Source organism: Parasaccharibacter sp. TMW2.1890 (genome assembly GCF_023337645.1).
Classification (GTDB): domain Bacteria; phylum Pseudomonadota; class Alphaproteobacteria; order Acetobacterales; family Acetobacteraceae; genus Bombella; species Bombella apis.
The window spans coordinates 119,832-136,406 of the sequence record NZ_NWUV01000001.1 but is presented as its reverse complement, the minus strand read 5'-3'; the positions used below and the strand labels follow the sequence as shown (position 1 = coordinate 136,406).

14 protein-coding genes are annotated in these 16,575 nt (G+C 60.9%); 5 read left to right on the top strand and 9 right to left on the bottom strand.

What is annotated here, in order from left to right:
• Positions 1 to 13 precede the first annotated feature (13 nt).
• The 4 genes from CPA54_RS00660 (at position 14) to CPA54_RS00645 (ending at position 4,532) form a co-directional block, all read left to right on the top strand.
• Entirely contained in the window at positions 14 to 691 is a 678-nt protein-coding gene (locus CPA54_RS00660; protein WP_154980978.1) for a YggS family pyridoxal phosphate-dependent enzyme, read from the top strand.
• A 169-nt stretch (positions 692 to 860) separates the two neighbouring features.
• Positions 861 to 2,831: a potassium transporter Kup gene (locus CPA54_RS00655; RefSeq protein ID WP_043560963.1), complete on the top strand. Its 1,971-nt coding sequence runs from the start codon at positions 861 to 863 to the stop codon at positions 2,829 to 2,831.
• A gap of 2 nt (positions 2,832 to 2,833) precedes the next feature.
• The gene (gene hemW / locus CPA54_RS00650; RefSeq protein ID WP_249085361.1) at positions 2,834 to 4,003 is read left to right on the top strand and encodes a radical SAM family heme chaperone HemW; all 1,170 of its coding nucleotides are present in this window, start codon (positions 2,834 to 2,836) and stop codon (positions 4,001 to 4,003) included.
• A gap of 76 nt (positions 4,004 to 4,079) precedes the next feature.
• Entirely contained in the window at positions 4,080 to 4,532 is a 453-nt protein-coding gene (locus tag CPA54_RS00645) for a DUF1489 family protein (RefSeq protein WP_249079282.1), read from the top strand.
• A gap of 3 nt (positions 4,533 to 4,535) precedes the next feature.
• On the opposite strand, the gene CPA54_RS00640 is transcribed toward CPA54_RS00645, so the two are convergent.
• A complete protein-coding gene (locus tag CPA54_RS00640) occupies positions 4,536 to 5,213 on the bottom strand; it encodes a 4-hydroxythreonine-4-phosphate dehydrogenase (protein WP_232317267.1) in 678 nt (225 codons plus the stop codon).
• 138 nt (positions 5,214 to 5,351) lie between these two features.
• Between CPA54_RS00640 and pdxH the strand changes: the two genes are divergently transcribed.
• Positions 5,352 to 6,011 carry a pyridoxamine 5'-phosphate oxidase gene (gene pdxH / locus CPA54_RS00635; RefSeq protein ID WP_249085360.1) on the top strand — a complete coding sequence of 220 codons (660 nt, stop codon included), beginning with the start codon at positions 5,352 to 5,354 and terminating at the stop codon, positions 6,009 to 6,011.
• Between the two features lie 70 nt (positions 6,012 to 6,081).
• Here the strand turns inward: pdxH and CPA54_RS00630 are convergent, their stop codons facing one another.
• The 8 genes from CPA54_RS00630 to nusA all read right to left on the bottom strand — a co-directional run bounded on the left by CPA54_RS00630 (position 6,082) and on the right by nusA (position 16,554).
• Positions 6,082 to 7,509, bottom strand: a complete 1,428-nt coding sequence (locus tag CPA54_RS00630; protein ID WP_043560968.1) for a nitronate monooxygenase family protein — start codon at positions 7,507 to 7,509, stop codon at positions 6,082 to 6,084.
• A gap of 75 nt (positions 7,510 to 7,584) precedes the next feature.
• Positions 7,585 to 9,735: a polyribonucleotide nucleotidyltransferase gene (pnp, locus tag CPA54_RS00625; RefSeq protein WP_081562601.1), complete on the bottom strand. Its 2,151-nt coding sequence runs from the start codon at positions 9,733 to 9,735 to the stop codon at positions 7,585 to 7,587.
• Between the two features lie 196 nt (positions 9,736 to 9,931).
• Positions 9,932 to 10,201, bottom strand: coding sequence for a 30S ribosomal protein S15 (gene rpsO / locus CPA54_RS00620; RefSeq protein ID WP_043560974.1), 270 nt, complete (start codon positions 10,199 to 10,201; stop codon positions 9,932 to 9,934).
• Positions 10,185 to 11,159, bottom strand: coding sequence for a tRNA pseudouridine(55) synthase TruB (truB, locus tag CPA54_RS00615; protein WP_043560977.1), 975 nt, complete (start codon positions 11,157 to 11,159; stop codon positions 10,185 to 10,187). Before truB ends, rpsO begins: the two co-directional genes overlap by 17 nt.
• Positions 11,160 to 11,177: 18 nt before the next feature.
• Positions 11,178 to 11,621 carry a 30S ribosome-binding factor RbfA gene (rbfA, locus tag CPA54_RS00610; RefSeq protein ID WP_043560980.1) on the bottom strand — a complete coding sequence of 148 codons (444 nt, stop codon included), beginning with the start codon at positions 11,619 to 11,621 and terminating at the stop codon, positions 11,178 to 11,180.
• Positions 11,618 to 14,356: a translation initiation factor IF-2 gene (gene infB / locus CPA54_RS00605; protein ID WP_043560985.1), complete on the bottom strand. Its 2,739-nt coding sequence runs from the start codon at positions 14,354 to 14,356 to the stop codon at positions 11,618 to 11,620. Before infB ends, rbfA begins: the two co-directional genes overlap by 4 nt.
• A 16-nt stretch (positions 14,357 to 14,372) precedes the next feature.
• The gene (locus tag CPA54_RS00600) at positions 14,373 to 15,038 is read right to left on the bottom strand and encodes a DUF448 domain-containing protein (protein WP_227449778.1); all 666 of its coding nucleotides are present in this window, start codon (positions 15,036 to 15,038) and stop codon (positions 14,373 to 14,375) included.
• Entirely contained in the window at positions 15,013 to 16,554 is a 1,542-nt protein-coding gene (nusA, locus tag CPA54_RS00595; RefSeq protein ID WP_043560987.1) for a transcription termination factor NusA, read from the bottom strand. Before nusA ends, CPA54_RS00600 begins: the two co-directional genes overlap by 26 nt.
• Positions 16,555 to 16,575: the final 21 nt, after the last annotated feature.

Sequence of the window (16,575 nt, the reverse complement as noted above, 5' to 3'; positions counted from 1 at the left end):
CAATCCATCAATCATGACAGACCATACCATCGCCCATGCCTTGGAAGGCATCCAGACCCGCATCAGCGCCGCCTGCCAGAGGGCTGCCCGCCCGGCGGAGGCGGTCAGCCTCGTGGCCGTCAGCAAGTTCCATCCGCAAAGTGCGGTACAGCAGGCCCTTGAAGCTGGGCAGCGCATTTTCGGGGAGAACCGCGTGCAGGAGGCCGCCGCCAAATTTCCTGCCCTGCGGGAAAAATGGCCGGACCTCCGCCTGCATCTCATAGGCACGCTCCAGAGCAACAAGGCAACCGAGGCCTGCGCCCTTGCCGACGTGATCGAAAGTCTGGACCGCCCCTCCCTCAGCACGGCGCTGGAAAAGGCGTCCCAGAAAACGGGCCGCCTGCCTGAGCTGTTCGTGCAGGTGAACATTGGTGATGAACCGCAGAAATCCGGCATCGCCACCTCGGAGGCGGACCGGTTCATCGAGGATGCCCTGCGCCGTTTTGGCCAGCATGTGAAAGGTCTCATGGCCATCCCGCCCGCCAACGAAGACCCGCGCCCCTTCTTCCACAGGCTGGCGGAGATGAACCGCCGCCATGGCCTTCCCGCTCTCTCCATGGGCATGTCGGCCGACTTTGAGACCGCCATCGCCGAGGGGGCAACACTTGTCCGTGTCGGCACGGCCATCTTTGGAGACCGCCCCGCCCCGTAATATCGGCATGACAGAGATGACAGTTTTTTCGGGCTGTCTCTTGCATTCCCCATAAAAAAACTGTCATGAAGCCAGAATCATTACAGCCTGTGCTTCCTTCCGTGGGGGCACTTCTGCCTGTCTTCCTGCGGGGGATGGGTGTCTATCAGTCATACAGGATGGTTTCACCATGTCTGAACAGGATAGCGTGTCCCTCAAGGAATCTTCTTCTGACGCCCGGTATCCCAGCTCTGTTGGTACGCCAACGGCAGCACCACCGCCGCCGGAGCCCGGCGGGCACAGCCACCCCAAGGGCATTGGCGCCATGCTGGCCGCTCTGGGTGTCGTATATGGCGACATCGGGACCAGCCCGCTCTACGCCCTGCAATCCTCCATCCGCAATGTCGGGTCGGAAACCCACCCCGCCCATGCGTGGGAAGTCATCGGGCTGACCAGCCTCACCTTCTGGGCCCTGATGCTGGTTGTGACCATCAAATATGTCATTCTCATCATGCGGGCCGACCATAACAAGGAGGGGGGCATCATCGCCCTCATGGCTCTGGCGCAGCGTGTCTGCAAATCCAACTATTTCCGCTGGGTCTTCGGGCTGATCGGCATTGCCGGGGCCTGTCTGTTCTTCGGGGATGGCATCATCACACCAGCCATCTCCGTCCTCTCCGCCGTGGAAGGGGTGGAGGTCTCGGTGCCGGAGGCTTCAGCCTTCATCATCCCGGCGGCCATCATCATCCTGCTGGGGCTGTTTGCCGCCCAGGCTCTGGGCACTGGCAAGATAGGCCGGGCTTTCGGGCCCATCATGCTGGTATGGTTCTTCACCATCGCCATACTGGGGGCAAGAGGGATCATGCTGCATCCGGGTGTGCTGCTGGCCCTGTCCCCGCTGGAGGCCATCCGCTTCATCGTCACGCATGGCAAGCTGTCCTTCATTGCGCTGGGATCGGTCGTGCTGTCCGTCACCGGGGCGGAGGCCCTCTATGCCGACATGGGCCATTTCGGGCGCACACCCATCCGCTTTGCATGGCTTTTCCTTGTGCTGCCTGCCCTGACGCTGAACTATTTCGGGCAGGCTGCCTCCATCATCCACAACCCGACCACGTTGGCCAATCCTTTCTACTATCTGGCCCCGCACTGGATGCAGATACCCATGCTGCTGCTGGCGACCATGGCCACCATCATTGCCAGCCAGGCGGGCATCTCTGGCAGTTTCTCCCTCTGCCGCCAGCTCATCCAGCTTGGTTACCTGCCCCGCACACGCATCATCCACACCAACCCGCATGAGGAAGCGCAGATCTACCTGCCGTCCCTCAACTGGCTGCTGGCCTTCGGGTCCGTCGTGCTGGTCATCGCCTTCCGCTCTTCTGCGGCCCTGGCTTCTGCCTACGGCATCGCCGTGACAGGGACCTTCCTCTGCACCTGTGTGCTGGCCATGGTGGTCTTCCGCCGTGTCTTCCAGTGGAAGAGCTATGCCGTGGGGACCGTGTTCGGCTTCTTCTTCATCATGGATGCCGTCTTCTTCTCCTCCAACGTGATGAAGATTCCGGATGGAGGGTGGGTCCCGCTCAGCATCGCCGTTGGCAGCACACTCATCATGACCACATGGCAACGTGGCCGCCAGCTCATCCGCAACACGAAAAAACGTGATGCCGTGCCGATGGGCTCCTTCATCACCCGGTTGACCCAGTCCCGCACCATCCGTGTGCCCGGTCTGGCCGTCTTCCTGACCTCGGACCCGGAAATGGTGCCGGATGCCCTGCTCTACAACCTGCGGCACAACAAGGTCCTGCACCAGACAGTCCTGTTCGTCACCGTGCAGACGCTCGACCAGCCGGAAGCGGACCCCGACCAGCGCATGACTGTCAAGGAACTGGCACCAGGCATCCGCCGGGTCATCATCCGTTACGGCTTCATGGAGATGCCCAACCTGCCCCTGACACTGGCTGGCATGACAGAAATGGATTTCGACCCCATTCAGGCGTCCTATTTCACCTCGCATGACCTCGTCTTCCGCTCCAAGGTGCCGAAGATGTCACTCTGGCGGATGTGGGTGTTCCTCTATCTCCTCAACAATGCCACGTCGATTTCCGAGTTCTTCCGGATTCCGCCGGAGCGTGTCATGGAGTTCGGGGTACGGGTCGCGATCTGATCGTGGCCCACCAGCCCCTTCCGCTTTCGCTCTACATCCACTGGCCTTTCTGCCTTGCCAAATGCCCGTACTGTGATTTCAACTCCCATGTGCGGGAAACCATCCCTCAGGAGCGTTTCGCCAACGCCCTGAGGGCCGAGCTGGAGCATGAAGCCACACGGCTGATTCAGGACGCCCCCCGGCAGCTTGTCTCGATCTTTTTCGGAGGGGGAACGCCCTCCCTCATGCAGCCGGAGGCGGTCCATCATCTGATCGAGGATGCCCGCCGCCTCTTCCCCAGCGTGAATGACCTCGAGATCACGCTGGAGGCCAACCCCACCAGTGTGGAGGCCGACAGGTTCCGTGCCTTTGCAGAGGCAGGCGTCAACCGTCTTTCCCTCGGCGTGCAGAGCCTTGATGAGACCGACCTGGCCGCTCTGGGGCGGCAACATTCGGCACGACAGGCCATTGCGGCCCTGGAGCTGGGGCGCAGCATTTTCCCCCGCCTCTCCTTTGACCTGATCTATGCCCGCCCCGGCCAGACGGAAGAAAAATGGCGTGCGGAACTTCGGCAGGCCCTGGCTCTGGCCGCAGACCACCTTTCACTCTACCAGCTGACGATCGAACCCGGCACGAAATTCGAGGCCCAGCACAGGCGGGGCAACCTTGTCCTGCCTGAGGATGATCTGGCGGCGTCCCTCTACATGATGACCCGTGACGAAGCCGCCCGTTTCGGCCTGCGTGACTATGAAATCTCCAACTATGCCATCCCCGGTGCCGAAAGCCGCCACAACCTCACCTACTGGCATTATGACGACTATCTGGGCATTGGCCCCGGTGCCCACAGCCGCCTGACCTTCAGGGGCCAGCTCCACGCCACACGCCGCCATCGTGCCCCGGAACCCTGGGCAGAGCGTGTGGAAACACATGGGCATGGCACAAGGGACGATGAAACACTCTCACCGGACATGAAGGCTCATGAAGCCCTGCTCATGGGGCTGCGCCTGCGGGAAGGCATCAATGCGGCCCATTTCAGCAGACGGACCGGCCTGCCGCTGCGAGACTGCCTCGACCCCGTCATTCTGGAGGCCTGTCTTGAGGAAGGCTATCTGGAACAGGATGCCCAGACCCTCCGGGCCACGGATGAAGGCCGTCTCCGGCTGGAAGCCCTGCTTGGCCAGCTTGTTCTCTGAACGCCACCTTTGAAAAGAACAGACTGCACCCCATCTACAGGGGCAGCCTTCCATCATCCACAGCGTGATGCCCGCCATGTCTGCACAGAAAGCCCCCACCCTCCACATGATAAAGCTGATCGTAGGCTGCACCTCCCCCGAGATGCTGCGGGACTGGGTGGCGGTGGAACGCCACAAGGGGACAGCCTACGTGCGCACCCGCACCATGCCCAAACGGGCTGCGGAAATCGTGCAGGGTGGCGGGTCCATCTACCGGGTCATCAACGGTCTCATCATGTGCCGGCAGCCCATCATCGGGTTTGACAGCTACACCCGGGATGACGGCCATCCCGGCACGCTGATCCTCGTCTCGGACGAGGTCATCCCGACCCAGCCACGGCCCATGCGGCCTTTTCAGGGCTGGCGGTACTTCAAACCGGAAGATGCTCCACCCGATCTTGGTCAGGGGGCCGCTGATCTCCCCGATGACGGGATCAGTTCCCTGCCGGCCTCCCTCCGCAACCAGCTGTCCGAGCTGGGCCTTCTGTAACGGTCAGGAACAGCAGGCCATCACGGCCCGGAGCTGATCTTCCAGACCACTGCTTTCGGCGGGAAATGTCCCTTCCAGAGCCGATGTCCCCACGGTGAACCCCGCCGCCCCGGCCTGCCGGACCGTCCTGATCTGTTCCGGTGTGCTGATGGACCCTGCCACAATCACGGGTTTCTTTACAGCTGCACAGCTGGCCCGGATGACCTCCGGGACATTCCCGTCATTCCGGTACGCCAGCAGGTCCAGCCCCGTCACGGCGGGATGGGCGGCCCATTCCACCGCATTGCGGGCTATTTCCTCCGGTGAGCCTTTCAGCACGCTTGGATGCCCCACAACATGCCCTGCAAACGGGTAGTAGGCTACGTCATGCCCTGCCAGAAGAGGCAACACATCCGGCACATGCGTGCCTCCCATCAGGCAGTCCACCCCCAGGGACAGCCCGGCCTTGACGGAATCCAGCTCCCGCTCCCGGTCCGGTGACACGATTTCCAGGTATGAAGTCGCTCCAGCAGAACGGATCCTGTCCGCCAGTATCCGCAACTGCTCCACGGGCAGACCAATATCCTTGAAGCCAACATGCCGGATGCCCAGCCGCAGGGCGATGTCCACAGCCTCCAGAGCATTGTCCACCGTGCGGTCATCACGGGTCAGCATAAAAATGAACCGGAGCGCTTCCATCATCCCTCGTCCCTGACTGTCCTGATCCTCTCTCCCTCATATGGGATGCACATCATACCCAGCCAAGCCCCTATGGACATTCCCCCCCAGCCCCTCCCATGATGGTAGGCCAACATGGCTACAGTGACAGGACACGCCACCATGAACGATACGCCCCACAAGAAGACCCCCGATGACTCCATTGAGGCAGCCTTTCAGGATGATGAGCAGACCATCACCGGAGAAGACCCTTTCCTGCTTTTTCATGAATGGCTGACGCTGGCCGGCACGAAGGAACCCAATGACCCCAATGCAATGGCTCTGGCGACGGTTGATGAACATGGCCTGCCCGATGCACGCATGGTGCTGCTGAAAGGCGTTGATGAGACAGGTTTCATCTTCTACACGAACAGCGAATCTGCCAAAGGACGGGAACTGGAAGGCAACATGCAGGCGGCCCTGCTCTTCCACTGGAAGAGCCTGCGCCGACAGGTCCGCATCCGGGGCCGGGTCTCACGTCTTCCTGCCGTAGATGCGGACGCCTATTTCGACTCCCGCCCCCGGGCGAGCCGCATCGGCGCCTGGGCCAGCCAGCAGTCCCGCCCCATCGCCAGCCGCACAGCCCTCTGGAAGGCCGTGACAAAAGAAACGGCCCGTTTCGCCATCGGGCCCATCCCCCGGCCACCATACTGGAATGGCTATCACGTCACCCCGGCCTCCATGGAGTTCTGGATGGACAAGCCATTCCGCCTCCATGACCGGGTACTCTTCACCCGTACACAGGATGGCCAGCACTGGACAACACAGCGTCTTTTTCCGTGAGAGCAGGCACAAAAAAAGGTGCGGGCCCAAAAACCCGCACCTTCCCATGGTCCATGACTGGCAGAGGCTGTTACCGCCCTGTCATGATGCGATCGACCAGCTCCTTGACGGTCGGAATATGCCCGTTGGCGTAGAACGGGTCTGTGGCAAAGCGCCACGCATTCGTTCCACCGAAGACCAGATTGTGGTCCACGATCTTTTTCTGCTCCTCTGGCGAGACATCCTGCAAATGGGAGATCGTCTGAAGGGTCTTCTGAATACAGAAAGAACGGGGATCCGCCCGCTGGCCTGTGCTGAAGGTCGGGCCCTTCTGGCTCCAGTTGGAGAAACGGCACTGGGAAAGGCACCCCATGCAGGCCGCCTGATCAGCCAGAACCTGCCGGGCCGTCTCCAGCGTCTCGAATACCACAGTATCATCCGGCGTCCGCATGGGCTGGGTATACCCGGCGGCCTTCCAGCGATTCACCTTCTCGGCATCATCAGCCCGGACAAAAACCTCCCGTCCTCGCCCGCCCAGACAGATGGGCGTATCAAACTCGGCTTCTGCTGCCGCACGGAAAGCAATCTGTCGCTCGGACCGCTCATACAGCTCCCGCAGGAAACCATTTTTCACGGCCGATGAATAAAAACCTGTCGGAGAGAAACGGTTCAGATAGACATCACCCTCCTTCAGCGTCAGCAGCAGCTGCTTCCACGCATCCGGGACAGGGCTTTCCTGCGTCAACAAGGGGCGGGTACCGAACTGGAAAGCAATCAGCCCGATCTCGGGGTTGTCCAGCCAGTCACTCCACTCTTCCAGATGCCAGACACCACCAGCCATGATGATGGGCACATGCTGAAGGCCAAAACCATTCATGACCTTCCGCAGGGCTGCCACACGGTGGTAGGGCTCCTCCGGTTTCAGAGGGTTTTCCGTATTTGAGAGGCCATTATGACCGCCGGCCCGCCAGGGGTCCTCATAGACCACACCGCCCAGCAGCTCGGAAAAACGCACATAGGAGCGCTTCCAGAGCGCACTGAACGCACGGCCGGATGAGACGATCGGGTAGTAATGTATCCCGAACTGCGCCGCAATTTCAGCCAGCCGGTAGGGCATCCCTGCGCCACAGGTCAGCCCCTGGATCAACCCGGGAGCACCTTCCAGTATCCCGGTGATGACTTCCTCGGCAGCGCCCATTTCCCACATGAAATTGGCATGAACACGGCCACGGCCACCGGAAATGTCCCGGGCTATCCGTGCCTGTGCGATACCCCCTTCTATGGCATAGCGCACCAGCTCGGCCTGCCGCTCCCGGCGTGTCCGGCCATGATAGACCTGCGGAACAGGATTGCCCTGCTCGTCATAACTGTCCGCATTGACAGCAGAGAGCGTTCCGACCCCACCTGCCGCAGCCCAATGACCCGCAGACACACCATTGGAGACAGAAACACCTTTGCCCCCTTCGACCAGGGGCAGAACCTCCTGACCACCAAAACGGACGGCATTGATCGACTTCATAGAGGCCAGATGTCCCCACTACTCAATCACAAAACTCACTCATGCAAAGGGAGCCTGGGCTCCCCTCACACATCCTTACTCCGCATCACGACGAGGGCGACCCGGCTTTGCGCCAACGCTCTCCGTAATGTCCGCACCAGTCTCCTGGTCCACGACACGCATGGAAAGCTTCACCTTGCCACGATCATCAAAACCAATGACCTTGACCTTGACGGCATCACCCTGCTTGACAACATCCGTTGTCTTGGCGACCCGACCATCCGTCAGTTCGGAAATATGAACCAGACCATCCTTGGGGCCAAGGAAGTTCACGAACGCACCGAAGTCGGCCGTCTTGACAACCTTCCCATCGTAGATGCGTCCCATCTCCGGTTCCGCCACGATGCCCTCAATGCGGCTGATGGCCTTCTGGGCCTGCTCATCACTGGCGGCAGCAATCTTGATGACGCCGTCATCCCCGATATCAACCTTGGCACCAGAATATTCACAAATCTCACGAATGACCTTGCCGCCCGATCCGATCACATCACGGATCTTCGCAACAGGAACGGTCATGGTCGTGATCTTCGGTGCATTGCCAGCCACGTCGGAGCGTCCCTCGGAGAGAGCTTTGCTCATTTCACCAAGAATGTGCAGACGGCCTTCACGGGCCTGCTCCAGCGCCACCTTCATGATTTCCGGCGTGATGGAAGTGATCTTGATGTCCATCTGGAGAGCGGTCACACCCTCGGACGTACCAGCAACCTTGAAGTCCATATCCCCAAGGTGATCCTCATCCCCAAGAATATCTGTCAGGACAGCATGGCCACGCTCTTCCTTGATAAGGCCCATGGCAATGCCAGCCACCGGGCGCGGCATGGGTACGCCGGCATCCATCAGGGACAGGGACGTTCCACAAACCGTAGCCATGGAGGAAGAGCCGTTGCTTTCCGTAATTTCGGAAACGACACGCAGCGTATACGGAAAATCTTCCTTGGACGGCAGGAGCGGATTGATGGCACGCCACGCCAGCTTGCCATGTCCGATCTCACGACGGCCCGGAGACCCCATGCGGCCACACTCACCAACGGAGAACGGCGGGAAGTTGTAATGCAGCATGAAGCGGGACCGGTATTCCCCTTCCAGCGCATCAATCACCTGCTCATCCTGACCTGTCCCCAAGGTGGCGACAACCAGCGCCTGCGTCTCGCCACGGGTGAAAAGGGCAGACCCATGAGAGCGGGGCAGCACACCAACCTCAGCCATGATGGGACGCACCGTCTTCGTATCACGGCCATCGATGCGGATGCCCGTTTTCAGGATGGTGCCACGGACAACCTGTGCCTCCAGATCCTTGATCATCGGCTTGGCCAGCTCGGCATCAAAGCCTTCCTCCTCAAGGGTGGCCACGATCTTCTCGCGAGCCGCGGCAACCTTCTCCACACGGGCCTGCTTGTGGCGTTCCTTGTAGGCCTCGGCAATCAGCTTGTTGCCCACCTTGTCCACACGCTTGCGCAGGGCGACCTCTTCCTTGGAGACCTCCGGCAGGTCCCACGGGGCACGGGCAGCCGATTCTGCGAGGTCGATAATCGCATCAATCACCGGCTGGAAAGCCGTATGACCCAACATGACAGCCTCGAGCATCTCATCCTCGGAGAGCTCCTGCGCCTCGGACTCAACCATCAGCACACCCTCGGACGTACCAGCCACCACGAGGTCCAGCGCACTGTCCTTCACCTGGCTGAGGGTCGGATTGACAACAAACTTGCCATCAATGTGACCGATACGGGCAGCCCCAACCGGACCGAAGAAGGGAATACCGGACAGTGTCAGCGCTGCGGAACAGCCAATCAGAGCCACCAGGGCCGGATCATTTTCCATGTCATGGCTGAGGACCGTGGCAACGACCTGAACCTCGTTCCGGAAATTGTCCGGGAAAAGCGGACGGATCGGCCGGTCGATCAGACGGGAGGACAGCACCTCATGCTCGGACGGACGGCCTTCCCGCTTGAAGAACCCGCCGGGAATCTTGCCTGCAGCGTAGGCCTTCTCCTGATAGTTCACGGTCAGCGGAAAGAAATCCTGCCCCGGCTTCACAGTCTTGGCACCAACGGCAGTACAGAGCACGACCGTATCACCATAGGTGACCACAACGGCCCCATCAGCCTGACGGGCAATCTTGCCCGTCTCAAGCACCAGCGGACGGCCGGCCCATTCAATTTCTTTGCGGAAATAATTGTCAAACATTCTGTCTTCCTCCGGAAGCAATAATCACGGCCCGACCGGTACCAGACTACAAACAGCGTTTCGGACGGCATGGCGAGGATGACGCACCAGACGCGTCATGACACCATGTGGCCTGAAACGCCGGAAAAGCGTTTTCTGGCAGCTCAACCCGGGCCCAAATCCGGGGGAGACCTCTCCCCCGGAGAAAGGTCGAAAATCAGCGGCGCAGGCCGAGACGTTCGATCAGAGTCTTGTAGCGCTCTTCGCTCTTGCGCTTCAGATAATCCAGCAGCGCACGACGGCGACCGACCAGCATCAGCAGACCACGACGGGAGTGGAAGTCCTTGTTGTGGCTCTTCATGTGCTCGGTCAGGTTCACGATGCGCTCGGTCAGCAGGGCGACCTGCACTTCCGGGGAGCCCGTATCACCTTCGGCACGACGGTATTCAGCGATAAGCTGGCTGCGACGTTCAGCTGTAATCGACATCCTGTTCTCCAAAAAACAAATGATTTTCCAACATTCTGACTGCCCGCAACCGCCCTTCGGCAACCCGGCACAGCCCGATGACATGCTCCCCGATCATGACCCGCCAGAGTGGAACAGTCTCCACCCCATCAGGCACGCCCCCCTCAAGATGGGCCAGCGTGACAGCCTGCCCACAGATCAGGGATTTTCCTTCCGCTTTCGTGACGGCCAGCGCCGGGATGTCGACCAGCGCGGTCGCCGCCTCCAGCAGAGGAACCGGAAGAACACATGCCTTGTCTCTAGTTTCGTCCGTTTTGTCCAGCCCTAACTGTTCTGCTGAACAAGCATGGGAAAGATCAAACGGCCCGCATTTTGTGCGCCGCAGAACAGAGATATGCCCCACAGTACCACAGGCCAGAGCAATATCCCGCGCAAGCGACCGCATATAAACCCCCTTGCCTGACTGGACGTCAAAAACGGCCGTATCGGCATCGGGGCGGTCCACGAGAGTAATCGAATCGATTCGAGCAGGACGGGGGGGAAGTTCCGGCGGACGCCCCGCCCGGGCCAGATCGTAAGCCCGCTGCCCACCGACACGAAGAGCCGAAAAAACTGGAGGCACCTGCATCACATCCCCGCAAAGCGAAGGCAATACAGCCCTGATATCTTCATCCGATGGCCGGACATCGGACGTTGCAAGAACATCACCCTCCCGGTCATCCGTCGTCCGGCTTTCACCAAAAGAGAGGGTAAACCGATACCGTTTGGTTGCATCCATGATGTACGGAATGGTGCTGGTTGCCTTGCCAAAGGCGATCGGCAGAACACCTGACGCCAGAGGATCCAGAGTCCCGCCGTGGCCGGCCTTGCGTCCATCAAAAAAACGCAGCAGCCGGTTGACCATCGTTGTGGAACTCGGCCCCAATGGCTTGTCCAGAATCAGCCAGCCATGGATGTCCCTGCCTCTCTTGCGTGCCATCAGTATTCTGGCCCGGCCTCAGTCTTCATCATCCAAAGCCTGGTCACGGTGCAGGTCCCGCTGGACCTCTGGCGAGCGCAGGATGCTCTCCACTTCCATCGCATGCTCCAGAGACGTATCAGGCTGAAAATGCAGCTCCGGCACTGTCCTCAGACGCAGGGCCGTGGAAAGACGTTTCCGCAGGAAAGAGGCCACACGCTTCAGAGCTGGCAGGACAGCCTCAACATCATCTCGCCCCAGACGTGTGACGAACACCGTTGCATGGCGCAGGTCCGGTGAAATACGGACCTCCGTTACCGTGATGGTCACACCATAGAGTTCCGGGTCGCGGAACTCCGTTCTGGCAAACAGTTCTGCGAGAACATGGCGGACCTCTTCAGCTACACGCAGCTGGCGGGTGCTTGGGCCGACGGCGCTTTCACCCGCCGGCCCGAGGAGGTCAAAGGAAGGCCGCGTCTTCAAGCCGGGATCTCTTCCATCTCATAGCATTCAACCACATCACCTTCCCGCAGGTCATTGTAACCGGCGAAGGAAAGGCCGCACTCATAATTATGAGCCACTTCACGGACATCATCCTTGAAGCGTTTCAGCTGGCTCAGCTCACCCTCATGAATGACGACGTTGTCACGCAGCAGGCGTACGCCACAGCCACGTTTGACGACACCCTCGGTGACGTAGCACCCGGCAACCTTGCCGACCTTGGTAATGTTGAAGACCTGACGGATCTCTGCATAACCAAGGAACTTCTCCCGATGCTTCGGTGCGATACGTCCTTTGACCAGCTTCTCCACATCATCAGAGACCTGATAGATGATGGAATAGTAGCGGATGTCCACACCATCACGCTGGGCCAGCTCACGGGCCTGAACGGTAGCTCGCACATTGAAAGCAATGATGACAGCATTGGACGCCTTGGCCAGCTGCACGTCACTTTCGGTGATCTGACCAACGCTGGCATTCAGCACCCGCACGGCCACTTCCTCATGGGAGAGCTTCTCAACCGTTGCCTGAATGGCTTCGGCAGAACCCTGCACGTCCGCCTTGACGATCAGGGCCACTTCCTTCTGCTCACCAGCCTGGATGCGGGCCAGCATCTGGTCCAGCGTACCACGGGCAGCAACCTGCATGGCGGTGGCCTTCTCCCGGGCCTTGCGCTGGCGGAACTCGCTGATCTCACGGGCACGGTTCTCGCTATCGACAACCACAAACGGCGCACCGGCATCCGGCACCCCGCTCATGCCCAGAATCTCGACCGGCACGGACGGTCCAGCCTTCTTGATCTGCTTGCCATGATCATCAAGCAGCGCACGGACACGACCCCAATGGGCTCCGGCCACCACGATGTCCGTCCGGTTGAGCGTCCCTTTCTGGACCAGCACCGTTGCCACGGAACCACGGCCACGATCCAGGCGGCTCTCGATGACGGCACCCTCGGCAATCCGGTTCGGATTCGCCTTCAGATCAAGAATCTCGGCCTGAAGCAGGATGGCTTCCAGCAGACGGTCAAGACCATCACGCTTGAGGGCGGAGACCTCCACCTCCTGCGTGTCGCCACCCATGCTCTCCACCACGATCTCATGGTTCAGCAGCTCATTGCGGACACGGTCCGGATTGGCGCCAGGCTTGTCCATCTTGTTGATGGCCACGATGATCGGCGCATTGGCAGCCTTGGCATGTTTGATGGCCTCAATCGTCTGCGGCATCACGCCATCATCAGCAGCCACCACCAGAACGACAATGTCCGTCACGGAAGCGCCACGGGCACGCATGGAGGTGAAGGCTTCATGGCCCGGTGTATCGATGAAGGTTACCTTCTGACCGGAAGCCACGGTTACCTGATAGGCACCGATATGCTGGGTGATCCCACCAGCCTCGCCATGGGCCACGTCTGTCGTGCGCAGGGCATCCAGCAGGGAGGTCTTGCCATGGTCTACATGGCCCATCACCGTCACGACCGGCGGACGGGGCTTCATGTCCTCCGGCTTGTCCTCAATGCCCTCGATGCCCAGCTCAACGTCACTATCTGCCACACGCTTGATGCGATGGCCGAATTCACTCACGACAAGCTCGGCCGTATCACCATCGATGCTCTGGGCAGCCGTTGCCATGACGCCCATCTTCATCAGCATCTTGATGACCTCGCCCTGACGGGCAGCCATACGGTTGGCCAGTTCACCCACGGTGATGGTTTCCGGCACGGTCACGTCACGCACGACACGAACCTGATCGGAACGCAGGCGCTCCAGCTCGGCCTGACGGCGCTCGCGGTCACGCTGACGCCGGACGGAAGCCAGCGAACGGGTCTTGCCGTCATCACCTTCAATGGCGGCACGGACGTCAATACGGCCTGACCGACGGTCCTGACCACCACCCCCGCTGCGGCGGGGCGAAGAACGGCGGGACGACGGAGAAGAACGCCGGGCGCCACCGGCACCGCCACGACGGGAAGGCCCTGCTCCCTCGTCATCGGCACCTCCCACGGCCCCAGTGCGTCCCCGCAGGTGCAGCGTCTCGCTGGCGTCATTGCTGGAACGGGCTGAAGAAGCCCGTGAAGACGCCGCCGTATTCAGCGGGCGGCTCGGCATGATGGCCCGCTCGGCCAGCGGACGCAGACGCTTGGTCGGCTCGGCCAGCTGCACACCCCCGGTCGTGGAACCCGTCAGCGGCGGCGGCACCTTCCGTTCAGCTTCCTGGCGACGGGCTGCCACTTCGGCCTTCTTGCGAACTTCTTCCTCGGCCGCACGGCTCCGGGCCTCTTCCTCTTCCTGGGCACGACGGCTTTCGGCCTCAGCCTTCTGCCGGGCCTCTTCCTCAGCAGCGGAACGGATACGGATCTTCTCGGCTTCCCGGCGGGCTTCCTCTTCTGCCTCACGCCGGGCAGCCTCTGCGGCGGCCTCAGCCAGAACGCGCTGGCGCTTTTCCTGCTCGGAAGCCGTCAGGCCACGGACACCAGCCGTGGCACGACCGCCACGCCCCCCTGCGCCCCCGCTTCTCTTGGGCTTGCGCACTTCAACCCGGACCTCCTTGGAGCGCCCATGGCTGAAGCTCTGTCTTACAGAGCCAGCCTCTACGGTCCGCCCCACGTCCTTGCGTCCTGCCGGACGCAGGGACAGGCGGCCGGAGCTCTTGCCCTGCCCTTCTTTTGGGGTGGTCCCCTTTGGAGTTCCGTTCTGGTTGCGCTCGTTGCCGTCGCTCATAATTTCTGCCTGTTCCTTACTGCCCTACCGTATCAGGGCCCGGGAGCGTGCCTTCGGCCACCCCCGCAAATCTCTTATATTCTGCCTTCAGCCGCTCTGCCAGAGCGCCAGGAGCCATCACGGCATAAACCGCACGCTCCCTCCCGAAGGACGCTGCCAGGATATCCCCCGGCACCCAGACCACCGGCAGCTCCCGCTGGCCTGACAGCAGACGGGCCACCTCATCCTGGCTCGCACCTGCTGCACAAATGACAACCCCGACTCTGCCAGCAACGATCCGTTCCCGACACTTCTGGAACCCACAGACCGCCTCACCAGCGCGTCGGCCCAGACTGATACCATCCAGAAGACGCTTTGCCAAACCATCCCTGAGAGACTCCACAAGCCCCACAGGCACGTCCACCTTCTGCCGCGCCGCCCGGGAGAAGGCCCGAGCCAGCTGTCCATCTTCCAGAACAGCCCTGTCCGCCTGCACCCACATGCCACGCCCGGGCAGCCGGGCGGCAAGGTCCGCCACGATCTGGCCATCGGGCCCGACGACAAACCGTATCATGTGACACGGCTCACCATGTGTGCGGCTGATCAGACAGCGCCGCCGGGATGAGGCACGACGCCCCCGCCCGGACGGGCCATCATCCACATCGGGGATATGATCCTCAGTCGTGACCCGAGTCTCCTTCACCAGCTCCCTCGTCACCCTCAAACCAGTGGGCACGAGCGGCCATGATGATCTCATTGGCCTCGGCTTCCTCAAGTGGCTCATCACCACCCAGAAGCTCGATCAGCTCATCGGCAGCGAGGTCGGCCAGGTCATCCAGCGTCCTGATCCCCTTCTCCCCGAGTTCAACCAGAACCTGGAGGGAGAAGACACCAAGATTGACCAGATCATCACTGACACCCAGCTCACGACGCCGCTCATCCAGCGCCTGCTCACGACTGGCCAGATAATTGTTGGCACGGTTCATCAGCTCTTCGGCCACTGCCTCATCGAAACCTTCAATGTCGTGCAGCTCTGCCGGGTCGGCATAGGCCAGGTCCTCGATGGTATGATAGCCCTCGGTTACCAGCAGTCCGGCAATGACATCGTCCACATCCAGCTCATTGACGAACTGGCTGGTCCGCTTGCGGAACTCTTCCTGACGGCGTTCCGATTCCTCAGCTTCGGTCAGGATGTCGATGTCCCAGCGGGTCAGCTGGCTGGCAAGGCGAACATTCTGCCCACGCCGACCAATGGCCAGTGAGAGCTGCTCATCCGGCACCACGACCTCGACCCGGCCGGCATCCTCATCCATCACCACCTTGGTCACCTCAGCAGGCGCCAGGGCATTCACCACGAAGGTAGCCGCATGGGGACTCCAGGGGATGATGTCGATCTTCTCCCCCTGAAGTTCCGCCACAACAGCCTGCACACGGGACCCACGCATACCCACGCAGGCACCGACCGGATCGATGGAGGCATCACGGGACTCGACAGCCATCTTGGCACGGGAACCCGGATCACGGGCCACGGCCTTGATCTCGATGATCCCGTCATAGATTTCCGGCACTTCCTGTGCAAACAGTTTGGCCAGGAAGCCCGGATGGGTACGGGAGAGGAAAATCTGCGGCCCGCGGGGCTCGTCACGCACATCGTAAATGTAGGCGCGAATGCGGTCGGAGTTGCGGAACTCCTCACGGGGGATCATTTCATCACGACGCAGCAGCCCTTCGGCCTGACCGCCCAGCTCCACCATAAGGTTGCCGTATTCGGTCTGCTTGAGCGTCCCGTTGATGATCTCACCCACACGGTCCTTGAACTCGTCATACTGGCGTTTGCGCTCATACTCACGCACACGCTGGACGATCACCTGTTTGGCTGTCTGCGCCGCAATACGGCCGAAATCGATCGGCGGCAGAGGATCGACGATAAACTCACCTTCCTGGATCTCAGGCCGGAATTTCCGGGCGATCTTCAGGGGAATCTGGGCATCCTCATTTTCCACAACCTCGACGGCTTCCGTCCAGCGGCTCAGCCGGACCTCTCCCGTCTTGCGGTCGATCGTGGCACGGATGTCCTTCTCATGCCCATATTTCGCACGGCCAGCCTTCTGGATGGCCTGCTCCATGGCTTCGAGCACCTGCTCACGATCAATATTCTTTTCCCTTGAGACCGCATCAGCGACCAGAAGCAGCTCAGGACGGGTAACAGATGTGTCCATCAGATCGGACCTCCAACCAGC

Bases quoted from the DNA above. Each gene is read 5' to 3' on its own strand.
- CPA54_RS00640 (WP_232317267.1), bottom strand. From the start codon at position 5,213: ATGATGGAAGCGCTCCGGTTCATTTTTATGCTGACCCGTGATGACCGC.
- CPA54_RS00630 (WP_043560968.1), bottom strand. From the start codon at position 7,509: ATGAAGTCGATCAATGCCGTCCGTTTTGGTGGTCAGGAGGTTCTGCCC.
- pnp (WP_081562601.1), bottom strand. From the start codon at position 9,735: ATGTTTGACAATTATTTCCGCAAAGAAATTGAATGGGCCGGCCGTCCG.
- CPA54_RS00645 (WP_249079282.1), top strand. From the start codon at position 4,080: ATGTCTGCACAGAAAGCCCCCACCCTCCACATGATAAAGCTGATCGTA.
- CPA54_RS00655 (WP_043560963.1), top strand. From the start codon at position 861: ATGTCTGAACAGGATAGCGTGTCCCTCAAGGAATCTTCTTCTGACGCC.
- nusA (WP_043560987.1), bottom strand. From the start codon at position 16,554: ATGGACACATCTGTTACCCGTCCTGAGCTGCTTCTGGTCGCTGATGCG.
- pdxH (WP_249085360.1), top strand. From the start codon at position 5,352: ATGAACGATACGCCCCACAAGAAGACCCCCGATGACTCCATTGAGGCA.
- rpsO (WP_043560974.1), bottom strand. From the start codon at position 10,201: ATGTCGATTACAGCTGAACGTCGCAGCCAGCTTATCGCTGAATACCGT.
- truB (WP_043560977.1), bottom strand. From the start codon at position 11,159: ATGGCACGCAAGAGAGGCAGGGACATCCATGGCTGGCTGATTCTGGAC.
- CPA54_RS00660 (WP_154980978.1), top strand. From the start codon at position 14: ATGACAGACCATACCATCGCCCATGCCTTGGAAGGCATCCAGACCCGC.
- infB (WP_043560985.1), bottom strand. From the start codon at position 14,356: ATGAGCGACGGCAACGAGCGCAACCAGAACGGAACTCCAAAGGGGACC.